The organism is Rhizobium sp. Pop5 (genome assembly GCF_024721175.1).
In the GTDB taxonomy this organism is placed as follows: domain Bacteria; phylum Pseudomonadota; class Alphaproteobacteria; order Rhizobiales; family Rhizobiaceae; genus Rhizobium.
Genome location: NZ_CP099401.1, coordinates 454,640 through 473,781, shown reverse-complemented (window position 1 = coordinate 473,781; position 19,142 = coordinate 454,640). Strand labels below are relative to the sequence as shown.

The following is a 19,142-nucleotide window of genomic DNA, read 5'->3' as shown; positions in this document are numbered from 1 at the left end:
TCCGGCGGACCGGATACATGCTCTGACGATCATCGGCAACAATCGGTCGGCGACAGCGACGAGAAACATCCCATATGAACAACGGCAGCGTTCTCCGCTCGATGAACTTACTTGGATTCATTCAAAAGTAGTCATTGGCGATTATGTGCATCAACGTCCTTAGTTGGTACTCGGTTTGACGATGGATCTCGCCACAGTTCTTCTTCTTCATAAATCTTCCTTCATCGTCGGCGCGATCTGTTTTTCCTATGTCAGGTGGCGTTCCAGAGAGCCCGGGCTTGATCTTCTCGCGGTCGGTTGTTGCCTTCTCGCCGTCGCATCGACGCTTGCCGGAATGGGTGAGCAGGGCTCGATAGCAGTCGTGCTCTGGACTTTCGGAAGCTTTTCCGTCGGCGTGACAGGCTATTCGCTGATGGCAATGGGGTTGCTCCGGCTGAGTTGCCGCCAGCGAAAATGGTCCGACTGGATTCTCGTTGCGGCCGCGCTGATCTTGTCGGCGATTGTCGGGGGCATGCACTGGTATGAATACAATCCGGCACGAGCAGCAATCTTCAACGCCGCTGCCGCGGCCTTCCTGACGACCTCCGGCACCAGAATTGTGAAAGACTTTTTCGCCGACCGCCTGCCGGCGAGGTTGGGTCTTCTCGCGTCCCTTTCGGCTGCGACGGCATTTTCGGCACTGGTGGTTGTCGGAATGATTTTTCCTGATCATGCGCCGATCGAACCACGCTATGCCTTCTTCCTGCTGATTATCTGCCACTTCTCCCTGGCGCTGTTCGTGGTTGTGCTCGTGCAGGAACGAGCCGAATCGCAGCTGAGACATCTGGCAAACACGGATGCCCTGACCGGAATACCAAACCGGCAGCGTTTCCTCGCATCTCTTCCGGGCGCGCCGAGGAACGGTGACGCCTTCATCATGATCGACATCGATCATTTCAAGAGCGTCAACGACCTTTATGGCCATGAGACCGGCGATGTGGTGCTTGTCGGCGTGGCTCAAGCCATCGCTGCCATTGCCGGAAAGGGAATGTCGCTTGGCCGGCTTGGTGGAGAAGAATTCGCGCTGTTTCTAGGCAACCAGACCGAAGAAACAGCTTTCGCCAAAGCCGAAGAGGTTCGTCGGGCGGTCAAGGCTCTGGTGTTTTCGGCCGGCACCACGGTAATAAGCCCTGGCGTGAGCGTGGGCGTTGCGCTTTGGAAGGGCGCTGGAGATTTACAGAAGCTTCGAGACCAGGCCGACCAAGCGCTCTACTGCGCGAAGCGGGGTGGCCGCGACAGGGTTCAGTTGTACGTTCATTCGCCGCTCCTCACTTCACCCGGGCCAACCGACAGTCAGACAGCAGGCTGCCTGCGATAAAGACCGCTCAACGCTCGATAACGTGACAATTCCGATCGGGTCGCTACGCCACGCTCTCGCATGGCGTAGCAGAGCAATCCGGGATGAATTGCCGTACGCTCCGGCTATTTGCCCGAGTTCGACCGGTTGCGACCATGCTTTCAATAACGCTCTGGCACGTACATGTCGGCTGGAACCGGCGTCCTGATGTAGTCGGCATGGCGGATGCGGTCGGGCAGCTTGATCTCCGTCTTCGGCACATCCTCGTAGGGAATCTGCTCGAGAAGATGGGCGATGCAGTTCAACCGCGCCCGCTTCTTATCCACGGCCTGGACCACCCACCAGGGCGCGTCCTGGGTATGCGTGCGCGCCAGCATTTCTTCCTTGGCTTTGGTATACTCTTCCCAGTGGACGCGGCTTTCCATATCCATCGGCGAAAGCTTCCATTGCTTCAGCGGATCGTGGATGCGCATCTGGAAGCGGAATTCCTGCTCCTCGTCGGTGATCGAAAACCAGTATTTGATCAGCACGATACCGGAGCGGACGAGCATGCGCTCGAATTCCGGAACGGAACGGAAGAACTCCTCCAGTTCACCGGGCGTGCAGAACCCCATCACGCGCTCGACACCGGCGCGATTGTACCAGCTCCGGTCGAAGAGCACGATTTCGCCGGCTGTGGGAAGATGCGGGACATAACGCTGGAAATACCATTGATGGCGTTCCCGTTCGGTCGGAGCAGGCAGTGCGACAGTCCGGCAGACGCGCGGGTTGAGCCTTTGGGTCACACGCTTGATGGCGCCGCCCTTGCCGGCCGAATCCCGGCCTTCGAAAAGCACGACAACCTTCAGCTTCTTATACTGAACCCAATCCTGCAGCCGCACCAGTTCGTGCTGCAGCCGGAAGAGTTCCCGGAAGTACATCTTGCGATCGAGCGTCTGCTCCGCCGGTCCCGACATCCCCTCGGCGACCAGATCGTCCAGGCGGTCCTCTTCCATCTGCATTTCCAGCTCCTCATCGAAGCTGTCGGCGATTTCAGCCTTTATGCGGCTAAGCTGGTCCTGATCTTTTTGAGACATGGTCTTTCCCTTTTGCTTGTTTTGACAGGAAGCATGTCACTGCGAAGTTTATGTGACGGTTTCTGCCAACCATCTGCGTAGATGGCAGGATCTTACGTCACCCGCCGCCGAAGCGCGCCTACAGCTGCCCTGCCCGATACTGATCGCCCAGGTTTCGACAGGCACGGATCGTCAGCGCCATGACGGTGAGCGTGGTGCCGGCGATACCACTGCCGGGAAAGGCGCTGGCATCGGTGACGATGAGGTTCGGAGCGTCCCAGACCTGGTTGTAGGGGTTGAGCACCGCAGCGTCTGCGGTTTCGCCCATGCGCGCGCCGCCCGTCTCATGAATCGCCGCGCCCATGCACATTGTCTTGCGGAACCATGTGCGGAATAGGAAGCGGCTAAAGGCATCGGCTTCGGGGAAAGCGCCCTTGCCCATCTCCTTGAGACCGGTGGGCGAGCCGATGAATTCGAGATCGCCACCGACTTGCCTGATCATGTCGACGAGCGTTTCCTCCTGCTGACGCAAGAGCGCCTGTTCCTCTTCCTGCATGACGCAGCGAATGTGCGGCACTGGAATGCCCCAGGCGTCCCTGCGCATGATATCAAGGCTGATGCGATTATCGGCGTAAGGCAACATGCGACCGAAGCCGAAGAAAGCGAGGCGCGCGTCGGCATCCCCCGAAACCGGCGCGCGGCCGACGCTGCCCTGGTAGTCGAAGTCGCCGCGGGCGGCATCGCTCTCGCCGAAGCGCGGTATGAAGATCCCCCCTGACGGGTTGTAGAACGGATCGATCGGGGCGGAGCGGTCCGGCGACCAGCCCTTCGCCTTCGAGAAGGAGCCGAAGGCGAGGCATGGAAGCTGATCCATGAAGTAGCGGCCGAGAACACCGGAGCTGTTTCCAAGGCCGTTCGGATGCTTCGCCGAAGCCGAATTGAGGAGCAGTCGCACGCTCTCGATTGGCGAGGCAGACAAGACCACTGTCGCCGCGCGAGCGGTCGATACCTCACCGGTGTTGCGATCGATGAATTCCGCGCCGGTGGCGCGGCCAGTTTTCTCGTCCGTGGTGATGCGGCGAACGACGGCATCGTAGCGGATCGCCAGGCGGCCGCCCGCCTTTGCTTCGCTGAGCGGCCGCGGCATGCGATCTGCATCGGGCGCGATGTAGCGCCAGGAGACGACGTGCCGTTCCGGCCAGCGGCTTTCCACAGCCTGCTTGAACAGCTGTTCTGCGGGCGTCAGGCCTGCCGGCTTCGCATAGATGCCATCAGGCAGGGTCGCCACATTGTCCTTGTTGCCGTAGAGCCCGAGATAGGCTTCCACCTCGTCGTAGAATGGCTTCAACTCGTCATAGGAAACCGGCCAGTCCACGCCCTTACCGGAGCGCGACCGGATCTTGAAATCGTCGTCGGTCCAGCGCAGCAACACCCGGCCGAAACTATGGAGGCGCCCGCCACCCTGTCGTCCGCGGATCCAGAGGAAGGGTTCCCCTTTCGGCGTCGTATAAGGGTTCTTGCGGTCGTTGACGAAGAAGTGGCTGAAACGCTCTGTAAAAAAGGCCGCGCGCGCCTGGATCGGCTGCCCCTTGAGGGTTGCTCGTGCACGTTCCCAGATATTGATGCTGCTGGCGGGCTCTTTCTTGCGGGCGGGGTCGAAATCCCCGGGTCCGACGGCCGGACCGGCCTCGAGCAGCAGCACCGACAGTCCCTGTGCCGTCAGTTCTTTGACCGCGAAGGAACCCGCCGCGCCGGAGCCGATCACCAGCGCATCATAGACGATCTCAGGCATATCTTTCCAAATCCTGTTTCTGAAGCAATCCTCAAGACGGTGGGAGGCGCGACCGCAATTGCAGGAAAACGAAGGGATAGCGCGTCACAGCCGCGATCCGTCGGCGCCGAAGAGGGAGGCCTTGGCAATATCGAGGCCGGACGACACCGCGTCGCCGGGCTCGAGAGTGACGTCGCCCATCAGCCGGAGCGATAGGCTTTGGTCTCCCCAATCAAACCAGACGACGGCATCCGATCCCATCGGCTCGACGACGGAAACACGGCCCGGGATGATCGGCAGGCCGCTTGCCGTTCCGTCGAGTACAAGATGCTCGGGGCGAAAACCGAGCGTCGCCGGTCCTTCTGCCGCGGCTGCGCGGAAAGAGTAACCGGAGAGATCGAAGGCCAAGCCATTGCTCCGGAAGATCGGCGACCCGCGGCCTTGCTCAATCCGGCCCTCGATGAAATTCATCGCCGGAGCGCCGATGAAGCCGGCAACGAAGAGATTGGCCGGGCGGCGGTAGATCTCGGCCGGGGAGGCGAGCTGCTGGATCACGCCGTCGCGCATGATGGCGATCCGGTCGGCGAGCGTCAGGGCTTCGACCTGATCGTGGGTCACATAGATCATGGTGTTGCCGAGGCGCTGGTGCAGCTTCTTGATCTCGACGCGCAATTCGTTGCGCAGCTTGGCATCGAGGTTCGACAGCGGTTCGTCGAAAAGGAAGACATCGACTTCACGCACCAGCGCCCGGCCGATCGCGACGCGCTGGCGCTGCCCGCCGGAAAGCTCAGCCGGGCGCCGGTCGAGCAATTTATCGAGATGGAGAAGCGAGGCCGTGCGGGCGACGCGCGCCTCGATCTCCGCCTTTGGCAGACCGGCGACGCGAAGCCCGAAGGAGAGGTTCTTGCGGACCGACATGCGCGGGTAGAGCGCGTAGGACTGGAAGACCATGCCGATGCCGCGGTCCTTCGGCTCCTCCCAGCTGACATTCTTGCCTGAGATCCAGACCTCGCCCGCTGTAATGTCCTGCAGGCCGGCGATGGCGTTCAGAAGCGTGGACTTGCCGCAGCCGGAAGGGCCAAGCAGCACCAGGAATTCGCGGGGTGCGATGTCGATCGACATCTTCTCGATCACCGTATGGTCGCCATAGGCGATCTTCAGGTCCTTGACGGAGACGGCGGATTGCATGGAATGAGTTACCCCTTGACTGCGCCGGCGGCGATGCCGCGTACGAACCAGCGGCCGGACAGGAAATAGATGGCGAGCGGAACGACGGCGGTCAAAATTGTTGCCGCCATGTTCACGTTGTAGGTGCGCTCGCCCATCGTGGTGTTGACGATGTTGTTGAGCTGCACGGTCATCGGCAGGTAGTCGCGCCCGGCGAAGACGAGGCCGAGCAGGAAGTCGTTCCAGATGCCGGTGAATTGCAGCATGGAGACCACGACGATCATCGGCACGGCGATTGGCAGCATGATCTCGAAGAAGATGCGCCAGAAACCGGCGCCGTCGACGCGCGCGGCCTTGCAGAGCTCCTCCGGCACGCTGACGAAATAGTTGCGGAAGAGCAGCGTCACCAGCGGCAGGCCGAAGATGACATGGACGAGAATGATGCCGGCGAGCGAATTGTAGAGACCGATATTCGCCATGGCCCGGACCATGGGATAGAGGAAGATCTGATAGGGAATGAGCCCCCCGGCCATCAGCAGGCCGAAGAGCAGGTTTGCCCCGCGCGGCCGCCAGAGCGACAGCGCATAGCCGTTGACGGCGCCAATGAAGACCGAGAGTGCGACCGCGGGAACGGTGATCGCCACCGAATTCCAGAAGCCGCTGCGGATGCCGACGCAGACGGTTCCCATGCAGGCGCCCGACCAGGCGGTCACCCAGGCAGAGAAATCGAGCTCGGCGGGCAGAGCGAATATCTGCCCAAGCCGGATTTCGTCCATGGACTTCAGCGAGGTGACCACCATCGTATAAAGGGGCAGAAGGAAGAAAAGTGCCGCGGCGACTAGGAAGGCATAGAGGCCGATGCGTCCCGCTGTGATCCGCGCCGGCTTCGGCCCGTTCGGGTGAGACTTAGTCATCACGCCGCTCCCTTTGCCTGGTTGCGCATGTGCATCGCGTAGCGGAACGGCGCGACCGCGATGATGACGCCTAGGACGAGCACCGTCGCGCCGGCTGTGGCGAGGCCGAGGTTCTGGCGGCCGAACAGATTGTCCATGATGAATTTCGCCGGCACTTCGGTCGCATTGCCGGGGCCGCCATTGGTCATGGCGACGACGATGTCGTAGGTCTTGATCACGCCCATGGCGAGCAGCATGCCGGCAGCGGCGAGCGCCGGCCCGAGCTGGGGAAGGATGATCGAGACATAGATGCGCCAGACGGGAATGCCGTCTATGCGCGCCGCCTTCCACTGCTCGGCCTCGATGCCTCGTATGCCGGCGAGCGCAATCACCATGACAAGCCCCGCGCCCTGCCATACGCCGGCGAGCACCAGCGCATAGATCGCCATGTCGCGATTGACGACCCAGTCGAGCACGAAGCTTTCCCAGCCGAGCGAACGCACGCTCGCCTGGATGCCGAGTGTGGGATTGAGCATCCATTGCCAGATCAGCCCTGTTACCACGAAGGACATTGCGTAGGGGTAGAGGAAGATCGTCCTGAAGGCGCTTTCGAAGCGGATCTTGCGGTCCAGTGCTGCGGCCAGCAGGAAGCCGAGCACGAGGCAGCCAGCCACGTAGAGGACGCCGAAGATCAGCACATTTTGCAGCGAGGCGAGCCATTTGGCGGAGGCGAAGAGCTTCGAATACTGCGCAAAGCCGACATAGGTCGAGGACGGAAAGAGTGTGGAATTGGTGAAGGAGAGCCGGATCGACCAGGCCATAGTGCCGATGAAGACCACGACCGCGGCAAACCATGTCGGCAAGAGGGCGATGGTCGCGGAAAGATTGCGCTTGCGTTTGATGGACATCGGCCAGCTCTTTGACGGGAAAGCGGAACACGCACCGCCGCGCAGGGCGCGCGGCCGGCAGCCGTGGCGTCGGGATCAATCCGGCGCCACGGGCACGATCCTACTCGAAGATGGCGAAGAAATTCTCGGCCGCAGACGCCGCGTCGTTCGAACCGCCGCTCCAATATTCGTCGACGAAATCGTCGAGCGCACCGACCTGCTGCGGCGTGAGCACGATCGCCTGATCCGGCACGATGGCGCCGGCGCTCATCAGTTCGAGGCCCTTCTGGGCGCAGGCGTCAAGTTTCGACTTGTCGACGTCGGAGCGCATCGGAACCGAGCCCTTTTTGAGGGCGAACTCGACCTGGACGGTCGGGTCCATGACGACTTCGGCAAGAAGTTTCTGCGCCTTGTCGGTCGCAGCCTTGCCGGTCTTGGGGAACCAGAGGGAGTCGGCGATATAGACCATGCCCTTCGACTCCGGCGCGATCATGCAGCCATAGTCCTTGCCTGGCTGCTTGCCGGCAACGGTGAATTCGCCCTTCGCCCAATCGCCCATGAACTGCACACCGGCTTTGGCAGTGATCAGCATGGCGGTCGCATCGTTCCAGTTGCGGCCGGCGGCACCCGCATCGACATAGCCGCGCAGCTTGCCGAGGATTTCGAGGGTCTTCTTCACGCCCTCGACGGACGCCTCGCTCTTGTCCTTGTCGGCATAGATCTTCAGGAAGCCGTCGATCCCGACCTGCGAAAGCAGGATCATGTTGAAGACCTTGGTCTGCTGCCAGGGCTGGCCGCCCCAGGCGACCGGGACGACGCCGGCGGCCTTCAGCTTGTCGAGATCGGCGAAGAACTCGTCCCAGCTCTTCGGTTCCTGCGCGATACCAGCCTTGCCGAAGGCTTCCTTGGAATAGAAGACCCAGCTTTCACCGTGGGCGCCTGTTGGAGCGAGATAGACCTTGCCGTCATAGGAAATGAGATCATGGATCGATTTCGGCAAAGCATCGGCCCATTTGCCGGCAGCGGCGACGTCGTCGATCGGATTGAACAGGCCCTGGCTGACGAAATCGGCGGCGGCAAGGCCGATGACGCCCTGCTTGGCGCCGGGCGCATCACCGGCAACGATACGGTTCTGGAAAGCGGCGTCGGCTGCGCCGAAACCGGCGATTGAGGAATCCTTCCAGACGCCGCCGCGCTTTTCGAATTCCGTCTTGATGACGTTAAGGGCCGCGGCTTCGCCGCCCGACGTCCAGGACGACATGATCTCGATCGTCGGCTTGTCCTCGGCCTGCGCCGCGGCGAAGAGACCGGCGAGAGCCACGCCGGCAAGAAAAAGCTTCATCATGGTCTTCATTGTTCCACCTCTTGAAAATGCCCTCTTGGCGGGGCGTTTGTCGTCTTCGGAATAGTATCAGCGGTAGATTGGCAGGAGCGCCTGCCGGACGAGCGTGAGCCCGTTGGCGATGTCGCGGACGGGATTCGGCGCGGCATCGAGTTCGAGGATCGCCCAGCCTTCATAGGCTCGGTCGCGCAGCAGCCGGATCCAGGCCGGCCAGTCGACCCGTCCGAGGCCGAAGCCACAGAAATAGGGCTGGTGGCGTTCATGGATGTGCTTGTCGATCGGCGTATCGGGAGGCATCGGGCCGATCGCGTCCTTCCAGTGGGCGATGATCATGCGCTCGTGATGGCGATCGACGAGCTGAACGGGATCGGAACCGGCAACGATGATATGCGCCGTGTCCGGGCACATGTGCACATAGGCCGGGTCGGTCAAAAGCATCAACAGGTCGACGTCGCGGGCCGCAGCAAAGATCGAATGCGCCTCGGTGTGCAGCGCAAGCCGCACGCCCTTGGCATAAAGGGTCGCGCCGAGCCGGTTGAGGAAATCGGCGATCACCTTGGCGCGGTCGAAATCATGGAACTGCACCGGCTGGGCGCCGAGCGTCTGGCGAAGCGGCGCACCGATGACCATGATGTCGCTGCCGCAGGCCTTCAGGAAATCGGCGTAGCGCTCCGCCTTGTCGATCAATGCGCGCTGGGCTTCGGGCTCGGCGAAATCGCCCGCCGCCTCCAGCTCCGCGAAGAAGCCGCTGCACAGCGTCAGGCCGCGCTTTGCCAGTTCGCCGGCAAAGGCATCGATCGAACCATAGGTCTTGATCGCGTCCTGCCAGTTGAAGGGAGAGAAGGTCAGCTCGACGCCGGTCACGTCGGAAGCCTGGACGCTGTCGAGGATCTTGTCCCAGAAGGTCCGCGGCTGAGCCCGCGCATGATCGACGATCGCATCATGGCTGTCGACGCCCCAGAAACCGGGATGAAAGAATGTCACGAGATCGACGCCGAAACGCAGCCTGTCGCCAGCCATAACCTATCCACTTCTCGAGGCATGACCTACCCGCGTGCGGAACGGGAGTTCCACATCCAATAAGCCACGGATTTCAATGCATTAAGGGTTGGCAATCGTTTGCCATGCTCAGATGATAATCAAGCTGGTTTTTTAAGCAAGCGATTTTTGGCAAACGTTTGCTATAAATCGGCGCCTGCCTTAGAGTTGCAAATCGGAACATCCGGGAGAAAGCCACAAACGTGAATAAAAACAAGGATGTCGCGGGAGAGGAGCAGTCGGGCGCATTAATGGCCGACGTCGCGCGGCTTGCCGGCGTTGCGATCTCGACGGTCAGCCGGGCGCTTACCAATCCCGGACGGGTCAACGAGAAGACGCGCGCCAAGATCAACGCGGCCGCCAAGCAGCTTGGCTATACTCCGAACGCGATGGCGCGCGGCCTCAGGGTCGGCAAGTCAAATACGATCATGATCATTTTGCCCGGGTCGCCTTACTACGGCGCATCACAGATCATTCCGCAGGTTCTGCAGAGCATCAACAAGTCCCTGATTCAGCAGGGATATAACTTGATGATCGCCAATCTCGACCGCGAGGAAGCCTCCGAGCGGCACATTCTCAATCTTGCCTTCGGCGGAACGGTCCGGGGCGCCATCATCTTCTCGTCGAAGCTTCCCGAGGTCGACGGCCGCTCACCTGCGGGCGCAGGGCTGCCGATCGTCTCGATGCTGTTCGACATGAGCGACGCCGGATTGCCAAGCGTCGTGACCAACGATCGGGAGGCGATACGCGAAGCGACGGCGGAACTCATCCGCCTGGGTCATCGGCGGTTTCTCTATATCGCCGGTCCCAAAGGCAACTATCATGACGTCGAACGGTATGGCGGCGTGCTCGAGGCGCTCCGGGCAGGGGGACTTTCCGAGGACGCCGTATCCACATCCGGCGGCGATCTCGAATATCAGCACGGTTTCGAGACAGGCGTTCGCGCGGTCGACGATTTCTTGAAGCTTGCCGTCAGGCCGACAGCCGTCATCGCGACGAGCGACGACATGGCGATCTCGTTCATGAGCCGCATCCAGCGCGCCGGCTTGAGCATTCCCGGTGATCTCTCCGTCGTCTCCTTCGACGGCTCCCCCGTCTGCGAATTCTCTTCGCCACCGCTCTCGACGATCAAGCAGCCGGTAGAAGAGATGGGGGGCGCGGCGGTGGATCTCCTGCTCGACGTCATGGGCCGGACACAAAATGCGGTGGCGACCCGCACCGTCATCCCCAGCAGTCTTATATTGCGGGAAAGCATCGCTCCTCCGAAGAACTGACAATTTGTCCGTCCAAAAATCGGTCTGGACACTATTGTGGACACATGTTCTATAAAATGGACAGGCTTGACGGGAGCGCGCCATGCATCTTTCCATGTGGACTTACCCCTGGGATATTCAGGATCAGGGGCTCGATGCCTTTGCCGCCGAGCTTCGCGAGCGCACGGGCCTTAACACCGTCAGCCTGGCGACCTCTTATCACGCCGGCCGCTTCCTTCAGCCGCGAAGCCCGCTTGGGAAGGCCTATTTCCCAGAGGACGGAACGGTCTATTTCCGGCCTGATGAAAGCCTGTGGCAGGACAAGGTGATCCGGCCGCTGATGGCTGCGAATGTCGCCGAGCGCGGCGACATGCTGGAAGCGCTGGTCAAAGGGCGAGAGATGACTGGCCTCGAGGTCTCCTGCTGGACGGTCTGCCTTCACAATACCCGCCTCGGCATGCTGCATCCCGATCACGTAACGCGGAACGCCTTCGGCAATCCGAACTATTATAATCTTTGCCCCTCCAGCCCGGCGGCGAGGGACTATGTCGTCACCCTTGTCCGCGACATCACGACGAATTACCGGCCTGACATGGTGGAACTGGAAAGTCCGAACTTCATGGGCTTCGCACATGAATATCACCACGAGAAAGACGGCGTCGGCCTCAACGCCGAAGACGATTTCCTGCTGTCGCTCTGCTTCTGCGACCATTGCACGGCGCGTGCGGGAAAGGTCGGCGTGCCGGTGGAAGGCGCGCGCAGAACCGCCGCACGTTTCATCACGGAGCTTTGCGAACGCGATATCCCGGAGCGGCAATTCCCCAACTTCCCGGCAGCCGGCATCGATGCCTTCCGCAATCATTCCGAGCTGCATGCCTTTCTCGCCTGGCGCAGCGAACCGGTGACCAGCCTGATCGGCGAGATCAAGGCGGCCGCGGATCCGGCAAGCCGCATTGTATTGATCGATCTGAAGGACGGCTGGCTTGGCGGCGTCGATCTCGCAGCCGTCGGCAAGCTCTGCGACGGAGCGATCCTCTGCTGTTACGATATGCAGCCGGATGCTGTCGCCGATGTTATCCGAACCGGCCGGGATGCGATCGGGCCGGAAAAGTTCCTTGGCGTGGGCCTGCGCGTCTTCTATCCCGAGGTCGACGGCCCTGCGATCCTAGCCGCACGCGCCAAGGCCGCCGTCGATGCCGGCGCCGACGGCGTCAACTTCTACAATTACGGCCTGATACCGGCAAAACGCCTCGACTGGGTCAAGGCGGCAATCGGCGCAATCAGCTAAGCTGCAATAGGTTCGGCGACCTGGATCAGGCAGTCGCCGGCCTGGCTGTCGCAATGCAGCCTGTGGGAAATGACGATGCCGCTCTCGGCAAAACGCAGCTCTTCCTCCGGCTGGTCCAGACGTTCCAGGTCATGGTACCACCCGGCGAGTTCGCCGGCGCAAACGCTTGCGCCGAGGGCTGAGGCCGGCTCGAACCAGCCTCTGCGATTCGCATAAATGCCCTGGCTGTGGCGGGAGAGCGATAGGAGCTGCAATGGCCCCGGCTGGGTCAACGGGCCGCGCGACAGGATGGGACGCCCGACAATGCCGAGTGCAACGAGCAACCGGTCGATCGCCGCCGCGGTAAACGCCATCGTTTCAGGCGTCACCGTTCCACCGCCGCCGAATTCGCCGGAGAGACCGATTGTTCCCGAGCGAGCGGCAGCACCCATCGATGTGGGTGCTGCCTGCCCGTTGTCGGCGATGAAGGCATGCGAGGCACCGAGCGCCCGCATCAGCGAGACAGACCGCTCGAATCGGGTGGCATCGGCCTGCCGCTCGATCAGCGTGCAGGGAAGGTGCGCCATGGACGTGCCCCCCGAATGCAGGTCGAGCGTGACGTCGTGGCGGGGAAAGAGTTCATGTTCGAGGAAATGCGCCAAACGCGCCGTCGGCAACCCCGCGGGATCGCCGGGAAAGGCGCGGTTGAGGTTTCCACCGTCGAAGGGCGAGCAACGTTTGGCCGCCATCACCGCCGGCAGGTTCGCCATCGGCAGGATGGTAACGGAACCGCGGATTTCCTCTGCCTTCAGCAGCCGCATCAGCCGGGCAAGCTGAAGCTCGCCCTCGTATTCGTCACCATGATTGCCGGCCATCAGCAGCAGTGACGGCCCCTCGCCATTCTTGAGGCGAAGGATCGGAATGCGGATCTGATAATAGGGCGAACGGTCGATCGAATAGGGAATGGCGAGGTGCGCAGCCTGCCGGCCCTCTTGCGAAAAATCGATCGGATTGACGAGGCCGCTATGCATGATGTCTCCAATGCGGGCGATGATCGTACCGTCAGAGAGCGGCGACCGCGGTCATTTCGACACGCAGATCGGGATCGGCAAGACGGGCTTCGGTGCAGGCGCGGGCTGGCGGATTTTCGATATCGATCCAGCTGTCATAGACACCATTCATCGCCTCGAAATCAACAATCGCCGGCAGGAAGACGTTGACGGCAATGAGACGCGAGCGGTCGGTGCCGGCTTCTTTCAAAAGGGCGTCGATCTTTCCGAGCACGTCGCGGGTCTGGTCCTCGATGCCGGCCTTGCGATTTTCCGCGACCTGGCCGGCAATATAGACGAGCCCGCCATAGCTGACGGCCTGGCTCATGCGGGAACCTTTCTGGTAACGCTGGATCATGCAGGTTTTCCTTTTCTTGCTTTTTTGGAAGGGCTTCAGCCGAAGCTGGTGAGAAAGGCCGCCGTCACTGAATGATGGGGGTCGAGGCCGTAGAGAATGGCGTGGCGATCGAGACAGGTGCAGGGATGCGAGATGCCGAACTCGATCACATCGCCGACCGACACGTCGCTGTCATCTGCAAGTGCCACGAAGGCGTGCTGATCGTTGAGGCGGAGAACTCTGGCGCTTTCGAGATCGGCGAGGCGGATGCCGTCGCGATAGAGCGCCAAGGGTCGCGGCATGCCCTGGTCCATCGCGACATCGCGCAACCCCATTCCCGAGATCGCGAGCCGCGGCTCCGGTCGGGAGAGAACCTCGGCCCAGAGCCGCAGCGCGGGACGGAAGCCTGCCGCCGCCGACACCGTTTCGCCACCGATGCTCAGGCCGCCGCGTGCGTCGAGGCCGGAAAGGCCGCGCTCGTAGATGCCATGATCGTGGAAGAAGATGGCGCCGCTGCGCAACACGAGCCGGCAGGAGGGGTCAGCCGCGACCGCGGCCGAAAGCCGCGCGACCACAATATCGAAAAACACCGATCCGCCTGCTGTGACGAAGAGCGGCCGCTCACTGCCGATGCGGGCGCGCAGCTGCGGCAGGAACTCGGCCGTCATCACCATCAGCGCGTCGATGCGCTGCATCGTCTCGGCTGCATTGGCGGTCGCGGCCGCGCCCTCATAGGCGGCAATGCCGGTGAGCCGGAAGGCCGGCGTCTCCTTGGCAAGGATCGTGTCGAGAATCCTTGCCGCGTCGTCAGCGCTGCGGATACCGGCGCGCCCGGCGCCGAATTCCACCATCAGGCCGAGAGGCGGCAAATCTCCACGCTCCTGCCATGCACAGGAAAGAGCCTCGAGTAGCGCCGCCGAATCCACGAAGACATGCAATTCCGCATCGGGATATTGGCTAAGTACGGCGGCAAGACGGCGGGCGGCGGCGACCCCGCCGATCTCGTTGGCGAGGATCAGGCGGCGCTGTCCCGCCTTGAGCAGGACGGCGGCCTGGCGGATGTCGGCAACCGTCGTGCCCCAGGCGCCTGTCGCGATCAGCGCATTCGCCAACACCGTCGACATCGGCGTCTTGGCATGCGGGGCGATTTCGGCGCCGTGGCTCTTCACATAGGCCATCATCAGTTCGGCATTCTCGGCAAAGGCCTGCCGGTCGAGCGAGATCAGCGGCAGGGCCATCCTGCCGTCATAGGGCTTCCATCCCTGCTTGCCGATTTCAGAAAGCGGTAGCGGCGCGTGGCCCGGCGGAAAACCGCGTACCCGCTCGTCGATCGGCATATCTTCGGTCGCGGCATGAAGGTCAGACATGGCAGCCTCTTCTGATCTCGGCGGCATCCGCCATGCCGAGGCGATAGGTGTCGTTGGCGGTGGCGAAGAACAATGCGCGCTGCTCGTCGTCGGAGAGTTGCGAGGCGACCGTGCGGAAAACCTGATAGACCTCGTCGAAAGAGGCGTGCAGGCCCGCAACCGGAAAGTCGCTCGCGAACATGGTGCGCGCGGGTCCGAAACAATCGAGGCAATGCTCGGTCACCGGCCGCAGGCTTTCGAGCGTCCAGTCGTTGTCATAGGCGACGAGATCGGAAATCTTCAACCGCACGTTCGGCTCGCCCCCGAGCGCGCGCAGGCCGCGGCGCCAAAGCGCCATGCCGTCCTCGCTCCGGTCGGCAGGGCTGCCGCCATGGTTGAGCACGAAGAGCGTTTGCGGAAAAGCGCGCACGAGGTCGAGCGCCTCGCCCAACTGCCAGGAATAGAGCATCAGATCGAAGACCAGCCCGAGCCGCGTCGCATGACCGAGTCCCGCCCGCCAGACGGGATCGCTCATGCGATGTGGACGCGCATCAAAACGCTTTGCCACATCGGGATGCCAGCTTAGAATGTCGCGGATGCCGATAACGTTAGAGTTTTCTGCTTCCGCCTCGAGCAGGCGTAAGGCGTCCGGCCCATCGAGAGGAACGCGCGCGACGTAACGGCGCGCCACGCCGGAGCTGCGATCGAGCCCATCCAGCCAGCGGCTCTCTTCCAGCGGGTACGCAACGGACCAGCCGGCCTCCACATGCACGGTTGCGATCACGTTCTGGCGGGCTGCATCGGCGCGATAATCGTCGATGCCATAGTCGCGCAGAATCGGTGCCAGGCTTCCGAAAACCATCTCCTCGCCTGATGCCCGCACCTTCTGAAGCCAGGGGTGGCGCTGCAGGCTGAGATCCCAGAGATGGTGATGCGGATCGATGACCGGCCCGTCATAGGGTTTCGTCATCTGCGTGCCTCACGGCCGGAGACAAGCAGAAGCGCAAGAATCAAAGTGCCGAACATGATCGAGCGCCAGCCGGGCGAGGCGTTGACGACGGTGATCAGCGCCGTCGTCGTCACCAGCAGAATTGCCCCCGGAATGGTCCCGGCATAGGTGCCGCGACCGCCGAGGATGGAGGTGCCGCCGAGCACGACGGCCGCGATCGAGGTCAGCAGATAGGGATCGCCGATGCCGACATAGCCTTGCCGGTTCATGCCGAGCACGAGAATGCCGGTAAGGCCGGCGAAGAAGCCGGAGAGGGTATGAACGATCAGCGTGTTGCGGGTGACGCTGACGCCGGAAAGCCGGGCCGCCAGGGGATTGGCACCAAGCGCCAGGAAACGCGCGCCGATCGGCATGCGGTGGACGAGCAGGAGGACGACGATCGTCACGACAAGCCACAGGATGATGCCGGCCGGGATGCCGAGCGGCCGCGCCTGCCCGAGCAGGATGACCGCCGGATTACTGACGGTGACCGCACTGCCGCCGGCGACGATGACGAGCAAGCCCTGGAGGAAGGTCGCCATGGCAAGCGTCATGATGATCGGCGGCACGCGGAGATAGGCGGCCCCCGCGCCATTCAGGAGACCGATGCCGGTGGCGATGGCAAGGGCTGCGGCGATGCCGGCAAGGCCGCTCGGGTCCCAGGCCGGCGAAATCAGCGGCAGCAGGATCGCCGTGACCGTGATGACCGCGCCGACGGAAAGATCGATGCCACCCATCAGAATGACGAGCGTCTGGCCGGCGGCGACGATGCCGATCACAGCGGCGAGTTCGAGGAGGTAGCGCAGGTGACCGTAGGCGCCGAAGCCGCGCAGCATGAAGCTGGCGACGATCCAGACGAGCACCACCAGAAGGAGGGTCAGAAGCGGCGGATTGCGGAACGCGGACCTGATGATGCTCATCGCCTTGCCCTCCATTGCGTCAGAAATTCCGGAACGGCGACCGCCCCGACGATGATCAGGCCTTGAGCGACATATTGTGCGACCGGCGGGAAGCCCAGGAAGAACATGACGTTGATCATGACCGAGAGCAGCAGGCTGCCACAGATCGCGCCACGCATCGTGCCCTTGCCGCCGAGGAAGCCGACACCGCCAAGTACGGCGGCGGCGATCGAATTCAGCGTAAACGGCGTGCCGATCACCGGATCACCGGAGCCGGTCTGCGCGGCAACGAAAAGGCCGGTCAACGCGGCGAGAAGACCGGAGAGCGCAAAGGCTGCGACCTTCACCCGTTCGACCGGAACGCCGGAACGGAACGCCCCGACCGAATTGTCGCCAGCCGCATAGATGCCGAGACCGAGCGGCGTCGCCAGGAAGGCTTTCCAAAGCGCCAGGATCAAGACGAGCAGCAGGAAGGCGACGGGCGTATGGCCGGCGAGCACCGTCGACAGCCAATCGGGAATGGCCCCGCCCGGCCGCGGCAACAGGATGAGCGCCACCCCGCTGATGATGAAGGAGCCGGCAAGCGTGACAATGATCGCCGGCAATCTCAGATGCGTCACGATGGCGCCGGTGATGGCGCCGATCGCAAGACCGGCGGCAGCGACGGCAAGAATGCCTCCGGAAACGCCAAGCGCGCCCTCCATCGTCGTCGCCGCGATCACGGCTCCGAGGCTGACCAGCGGGCCGATCGCCAGCGTGATGCCGCCGTTCAGCATGAGCAGCGCCTGCGCCATCGTGACGAGCGCAAGCGGAAACCAGTTCTGCGTGAACTTCGAGAATCCGCCAATCGAAAGGATGCCCGGAAAGAGCACGGCATAGAGAATGAGAAAAGCCGCAACGACAAGATAGAGGCCGCCGAGGCCGCGATTGCGGCGAAGCTGGATCGAGCCGTAGAGCCAAGAGGATGGGGAAATCGTGCTCATGCTGCCGCTCCCTGTGTCGTGGTCGCAATGCCCATCGCCGCTCCGACGATCGCTCCTTCACTGATTTCACCCTGCGACAGCGCCGCCGCGACGCGCCCCTCGCGCAGAACCACGACACGGTCGCAAAGATGGACGAGCTCCGGTGTGTCGGAACTGGCGAGAATGACGAGTCGCCCTTCGGCAGCGAAGGCGCGCAGCATCAGGTAGATTTCACGCTTGGTCTCGATGTCGACGCCGCGCGTCGGATCGTTGAGGAGCAGAACCGAGGGGTCGAGCGGCAGCCATTTGGCGAGCGCCACCTTCTGCTGGTTGCCGCCTGAGAGCGCCTGCACCGGGCGGGCGGTGTCGCCCTTGATGGTCAGGCGGCGGGCGAGATCGGCGACCAGGCCGGTTTCCGCCGGCCGGTCGCGCAGGCCCTTGCGGGCCAGAAGTCCAAGCGAGGGAAGGATGAGATTGGAGGCGATGGAATGCGGCAGCACCAGCCCCTCATGCTTGCGGTCGGCCGGGACATAGACGATACCAGCCGCATTAGCCTCGCCGACGTTAGTGGGGAGAGCCGGCTTGCCGGAAACTTCAGCCCGGGCGGCGGATGCCGGAATCGCGCCATAGAGACCAAGCAGCAAGTCTTCCTGGCCTTGTCCCACGAGCCCGCCAATGCCGACGATCTCGCCGGCGCGGGCGGAAAAGCCGATGTCACGCACCATGCCGGCGGAGAAGCCCTCGACGCCGATGCGCATTTCGCCGGGCTTGGCAGCGGCGCGCGGCGGGAAGAGGTCGCCGGTCTCGCGGCCGACCATCAGGCGCACCAGCCCTTCGCCGTCGATGCCGGAGAGCGACTGGTCGGCCGTGACGCCGCCATCCTTCAACACCGTGACATGCGAGCAGAGCGCCTGCACTTCATTCAGACGGTGGGAAATATAAAGAAGCGCCGTGCCACGATCCCTCAGCGTCCCGATCAGACTGGCAAGAATGCCCGCTTCGTGCGCGGAGAGCGACGAAGTCGGCTCGTCCAGAATGAGTACACGCGGCTTGCGGAACAGCGCCTTGGCGATTTCCACCATCTGGCGGCGGCCGAGCGCGAGATCGGCGACCGGCATGTCGAGCGGCTCGGTGAGCCCCACCAAGTCGCAGACCTCTCGCACGCCGCGATGAAGCGCCTTGTAATCGATAAGGCCGAACCGGCGCGGGAAGGCGCCGAGCCCGATGTTTTCGGCAATCGAGAGACTGGCCGTCAGGCTCAGCTCCTGCTGGACCACGGCGATGCCGGCCGCACGCGCAGCCGCCGGGCTGAAACGCCCGACGGGCTTGCCGTCGACCAGGATGGAACCTCTATCGGGCTGCAGGGCGCCCGACAGGAGGTTGATCAATGTGGATTTGCCCGCGCCGTTCTCGCCGAGCAGGGCGTGAACCCTGCCCGGCAGAAGGGCGATGTCGACGCCCTTCAAAACGGGATTGCCGAAAAATCCCTTGAACACCTGCCGGGCTTCCAGCAGGGGTCGTTCTTCCGTCATGACGGCGTTCCTCAACCCGA

General features: G+C 62.7%; 17 protein-coding genes. 3 read left to right on the top strand and 14 right to left on the bottom strand.

The genetic code is table 11. The features are described from left to right. Window positions 1–181 precede the first annotated feature (181 nt). Window positions 182–1,357 (top strand): GGDEF domain-containing protein, encoded by a 1,176-nt coding sequence (locus NE852_RS27945; RefSeq protein WP_037172589.1) that lies wholly within the window; start codon window positions 182–184, stop codon window positions 1,355–1,357. 140 nt (window positions 1,358–1,497) lie between these two features. On the opposite strand, the gene ppk2 is transcribed toward NE852_RS27945, so the two are convergent. From ppk2 to NE852_RS27910, 7 genes are all read right to left on the bottom strand, one after another. Next, window positions 1,498–2,412 (bottom strand): polyphosphate kinase 2, encoded by a 915-nt coding sequence (ppk2, locus tag NE852_RS27940; RefSeq protein ID WP_008530064.1) that lies wholly within the window; start codon window positions 2,410–2,412, stop codon window positions 1,498–1,500. 118 nt (window positions 2,413–2,530) lie between these two features. Further along, a complete protein-coding gene (locus tag NE852_RS27935; RefSeq protein ID WP_258156898.1) occupies window positions 2,531–4,183 on the bottom strand; it encodes a GMC oxidoreductase in 1,653 nt (550 codons plus the stop codon). Window positions 4,184–4,267: 84 nt separating this feature from the next. Then, window positions 4,268–5,350: an ABC transporter ATP-binding protein gene (locus NE852_RS27930; protein WP_008530060.1), complete on the bottom strand. Its 1,083-nt coding sequence runs from the start codon at window positions 5,348–5,350 to the stop codon at window positions 4,268–4,270. An 8-nt stretch (window positions 5,351–5,358) separates the two neighbouring features. Further along, window positions 5,359–6,243: a carbohydrate ABC transporter permease gene (locus NE852_RS27925; protein WP_008530057.1), complete on the bottom strand. Its 885-nt coding sequence runs from the start codon at window positions 6,241–6,243 to the stop codon at window positions 5,359–5,361. After that, entirely contained in the window at window positions 6,243–7,130 is an 888-nt protein-coding gene (locus tag NE852_RS27920) for a carbohydrate ABC transporter permease (protein WP_258156897.1), read from the bottom strand. The genes NE852_RS27925 and NE852_RS27920 overlap by 1 nt, the downstream gene beginning before the upstream one ends. 100 nt (window positions 7,131–7,230) lie before the next feature. After that, complete coding sequence (locus NE852_RS27915; protein WP_258156896.1) at window positions 7,231–8,463, bottom strand: ABC transporter substrate-binding protein; 1,233 nt, start codon at window positions 8,461–8,463, stop codon at window positions 7,231–7,233. A gap of 57 nt (window positions 8,464–8,520) precedes the next feature. Then, window positions 8,521–9,471 (bottom strand): sugar phosphate isomerase/epimerase, encoded by a 951-nt coding sequence (locus NE852_RS27910; RefSeq protein WP_008530049.1) that lies wholly within the window; start codon window positions 9,469–9,471, stop codon window positions 8,521–8,523. Between the two features lie 221 nt (window positions 9,472–9,692). On the opposite strand from NE852_RS27910, the gene NE852_RS27905 reads away from it, so the two are divergent. Both NE852_RS27905 and NE852_RS27900 read left to right on the top strand, forming a co-directional pair. After that, window positions 9,693–10,763, top strand: coding sequence for a LacI family DNA-binding transcriptional regulator (locus NE852_RS27905; protein WP_258156895.1), 1,071 nt, complete (start codon window positions 9,693–9,695; stop codon window positions 10,761–10,763). 82 nt (window positions 10,764–10,845) lie between these two features. Then, window positions 10,846–12,030, top strand: coding sequence for a hypothetical protein (locus NE852_RS27900; protein WP_037172585.1), 1,185 nt, complete (start codon window positions 10,846–10,848; stop codon window positions 12,028–12,030). On the opposite strand, the gene NE852_RS27895 is transcribed toward NE852_RS27900, so the two are convergent. From NE852_RS27895 to NE852_RS27865, 7 genes are read right to left on the bottom strand one after another with little or no spacing between them, the layout of a single operon-like run. Next, window positions 12,027–13,040, bottom strand: a complete 1,014-nt coding sequence (locus NE852_RS27895; RefSeq protein WP_008530045.1) for a succinylglutamate desuccinylase/aspartoacylase family protein — start codon at window positions 13,038–13,040, stop codon at window positions 12,027–12,029. The genes NE852_RS27900 and NE852_RS27895 overlap by 4 nt on opposite strands. A 31-nt stretch (window positions 13,041–13,071) precedes the next feature. Continuing rightward, entirely contained in the window at window positions 13,072–13,416 is a 345-nt protein-coding gene (locus NE852_RS27890; RefSeq protein WP_008530044.1) for a RidA family protein, read from the bottom strand. 35 nt (window positions 13,417–13,451) lie between these two features. Continuing rightward, the gene (locus tag NE852_RS27885; RefSeq protein WP_258156894.1) at window positions 13,452–14,762 is read right to left on the bottom strand and encodes an alanine racemase; all 1,311 of its coding nucleotides are present in this window, start codon (window positions 14,760–14,762) and stop codon (window positions 13,452–13,454) included. Then, a complete protein-coding gene (locus tag NE852_RS27880; protein ID WP_008530042.1) occupies window positions 14,755–15,711 on the bottom strand; it encodes an amidohydrolase in 957 nt (318 codons plus the stop codon). Before NE852_RS27880 ends, NE852_RS27885 begins: the two co-directional genes overlap by 8 nt. Beyond that, window positions 15,708–16,649 carry an ABC transporter permease gene (locus tag NE852_RS27875; protein WP_037172587.1) on the bottom strand — a complete coding sequence of 314 codons (942 nt, stop codon included), beginning with the start codon at window positions 16,647–16,649 and terminating at the stop codon, window positions 15,708–15,710. Before NE852_RS27875 ends, NE852_RS27880 begins: the two co-directional genes overlap by 4 nt. After that, the gene (locus NE852_RS27870) at window positions 16,646–17,611 is read right to left on the bottom strand and encodes an ABC transporter permease (protein WP_008530039.1); all 966 of its coding nucleotides are present in this window, start codon (window positions 17,609–17,611) and stop codon (window positions 16,646–16,648) included. The genes NE852_RS27875 and NE852_RS27870 overlap by 4 nt, the downstream gene beginning before the upstream one ends. Then, the gene (locus tag NE852_RS27865) at window positions 17,608–19,122 is read right to left on the bottom strand and encodes a sugar ABC transporter ATP-binding protein (RefSeq protein WP_258156893.1); all 1,515 of its coding nucleotides are present in this window, start codon (window positions 19,120–19,122) and stop codon (window positions 17,608–17,610) included. Before NE852_RS27865 ends, NE852_RS27870 begins: the two co-directional genes overlap by 4 nt. Window positions 19,123–19,142 lie beyond the last annotated feature (20 nt).

Coding starts and splice junctions, on each gene's coding strand:
- NE852_RS27870 (WP_008530039.1), bottom strand. CDS start 17,611: ATGAGCACGATTTCCCCATCCTCTTGGCTCTACGGCTCGATCCAGCTT.
- NE852_RS27875 (WP_037172587.1), bottom strand. CDS start 16,649: ATGAGCATCATCAGGTCCGCGTTCCGCAATCCGCCGCTTCTGACCCTC.
- NE852_RS27880 (WP_008530042.1), bottom strand. CDS start 15,711: ATGACGAAACCCTATGACGGGCCGGTCATCGATCCGCATCACCATCTC.
- NE852_RS27930 (WP_008530060.1), bottom strand. CDS start 5,350: ATGCAATCCGCCGTCTCCGTCAAGGACCTGAAGATCGCCTATGGCGAC.
- NE852_RS27935 (WP_258156898.1), bottom strand. CDS start 4,183: ATGCCTGAGATCGTCTATGATGCGCTGGTGATCGGCTCCGGCGCGGCG.
- NE852_RS27910 (WP_008530049.1), bottom strand. CDS start 9,471: ATGGCTGGCGACAGGCTGCGTTTCGGCGTCGATCTCGTGACATTCTTT.
- NE852_RS27915 (WP_258156896.1), bottom strand. CDS start 8,463: ATGAAGACCATGATGAAGCTTTTTCTTGCCGGCGTGGCTCTCGCCGGT.
- NE852_RS27890 (WP_008530044.1), bottom strand. CDS start 13,416: ATGATCCAGCGTTACCAGAAAGGTTCCCGCATGAGCCAGGCCGTCAGC.
- NE852_RS27900 (WP_037172585.1), top strand. CDS start 10,846: ATGCATCTTTCCATGTGGACTTACCCCTGGGATATTCAGGATCAGGGG.
- NE852_RS27925 (WP_008530057.1), bottom strand. CDS start 6,243: ATGACTAAGTCTCACCCGAACGGGCCGAAGCCGGCGCGGATCACAGCG.
- NE852_RS27865 (WP_258156893.1), bottom strand. CDS start 19,122: ATGACGGAAGAACGACCCCTGCTGGAAGCCCGGCAGGTGTTCAAGGGA.
- NE852_RS27945 (WP_037172589.1), top strand. CDS start 182: ATGGATCTCGCCACAGTTCTTCTTCTTCATAAATCTTCCTTCATCGTC.
- NE852_RS27920 (WP_258156897.1), bottom strand. CDS start 7,130: ATGTCCATCAAACGCAAGCGCAATCTTTCCGCGACCATCGCCCTCTTG.
- ppk2 (WP_008530064.1), bottom strand. CDS start 2,412: ATGTCTCAAAAAGATCAGGACCAGCTTAGCCGCATAAAGGCTGAAATC.
- NE852_RS27895 (WP_008530045.1), bottom strand. CDS start 13,040: ATGCATAGCGGCCTCGTCAATCCGATCGATTTTTCGCAAGAGGGCCGG.
- NE852_RS27885 (WP_258156894.1), bottom strand. CDS start 14,762: ATGTCTGACCTTCATGCCGCGACCGAAGATATGCCGATCGACGAGCGG.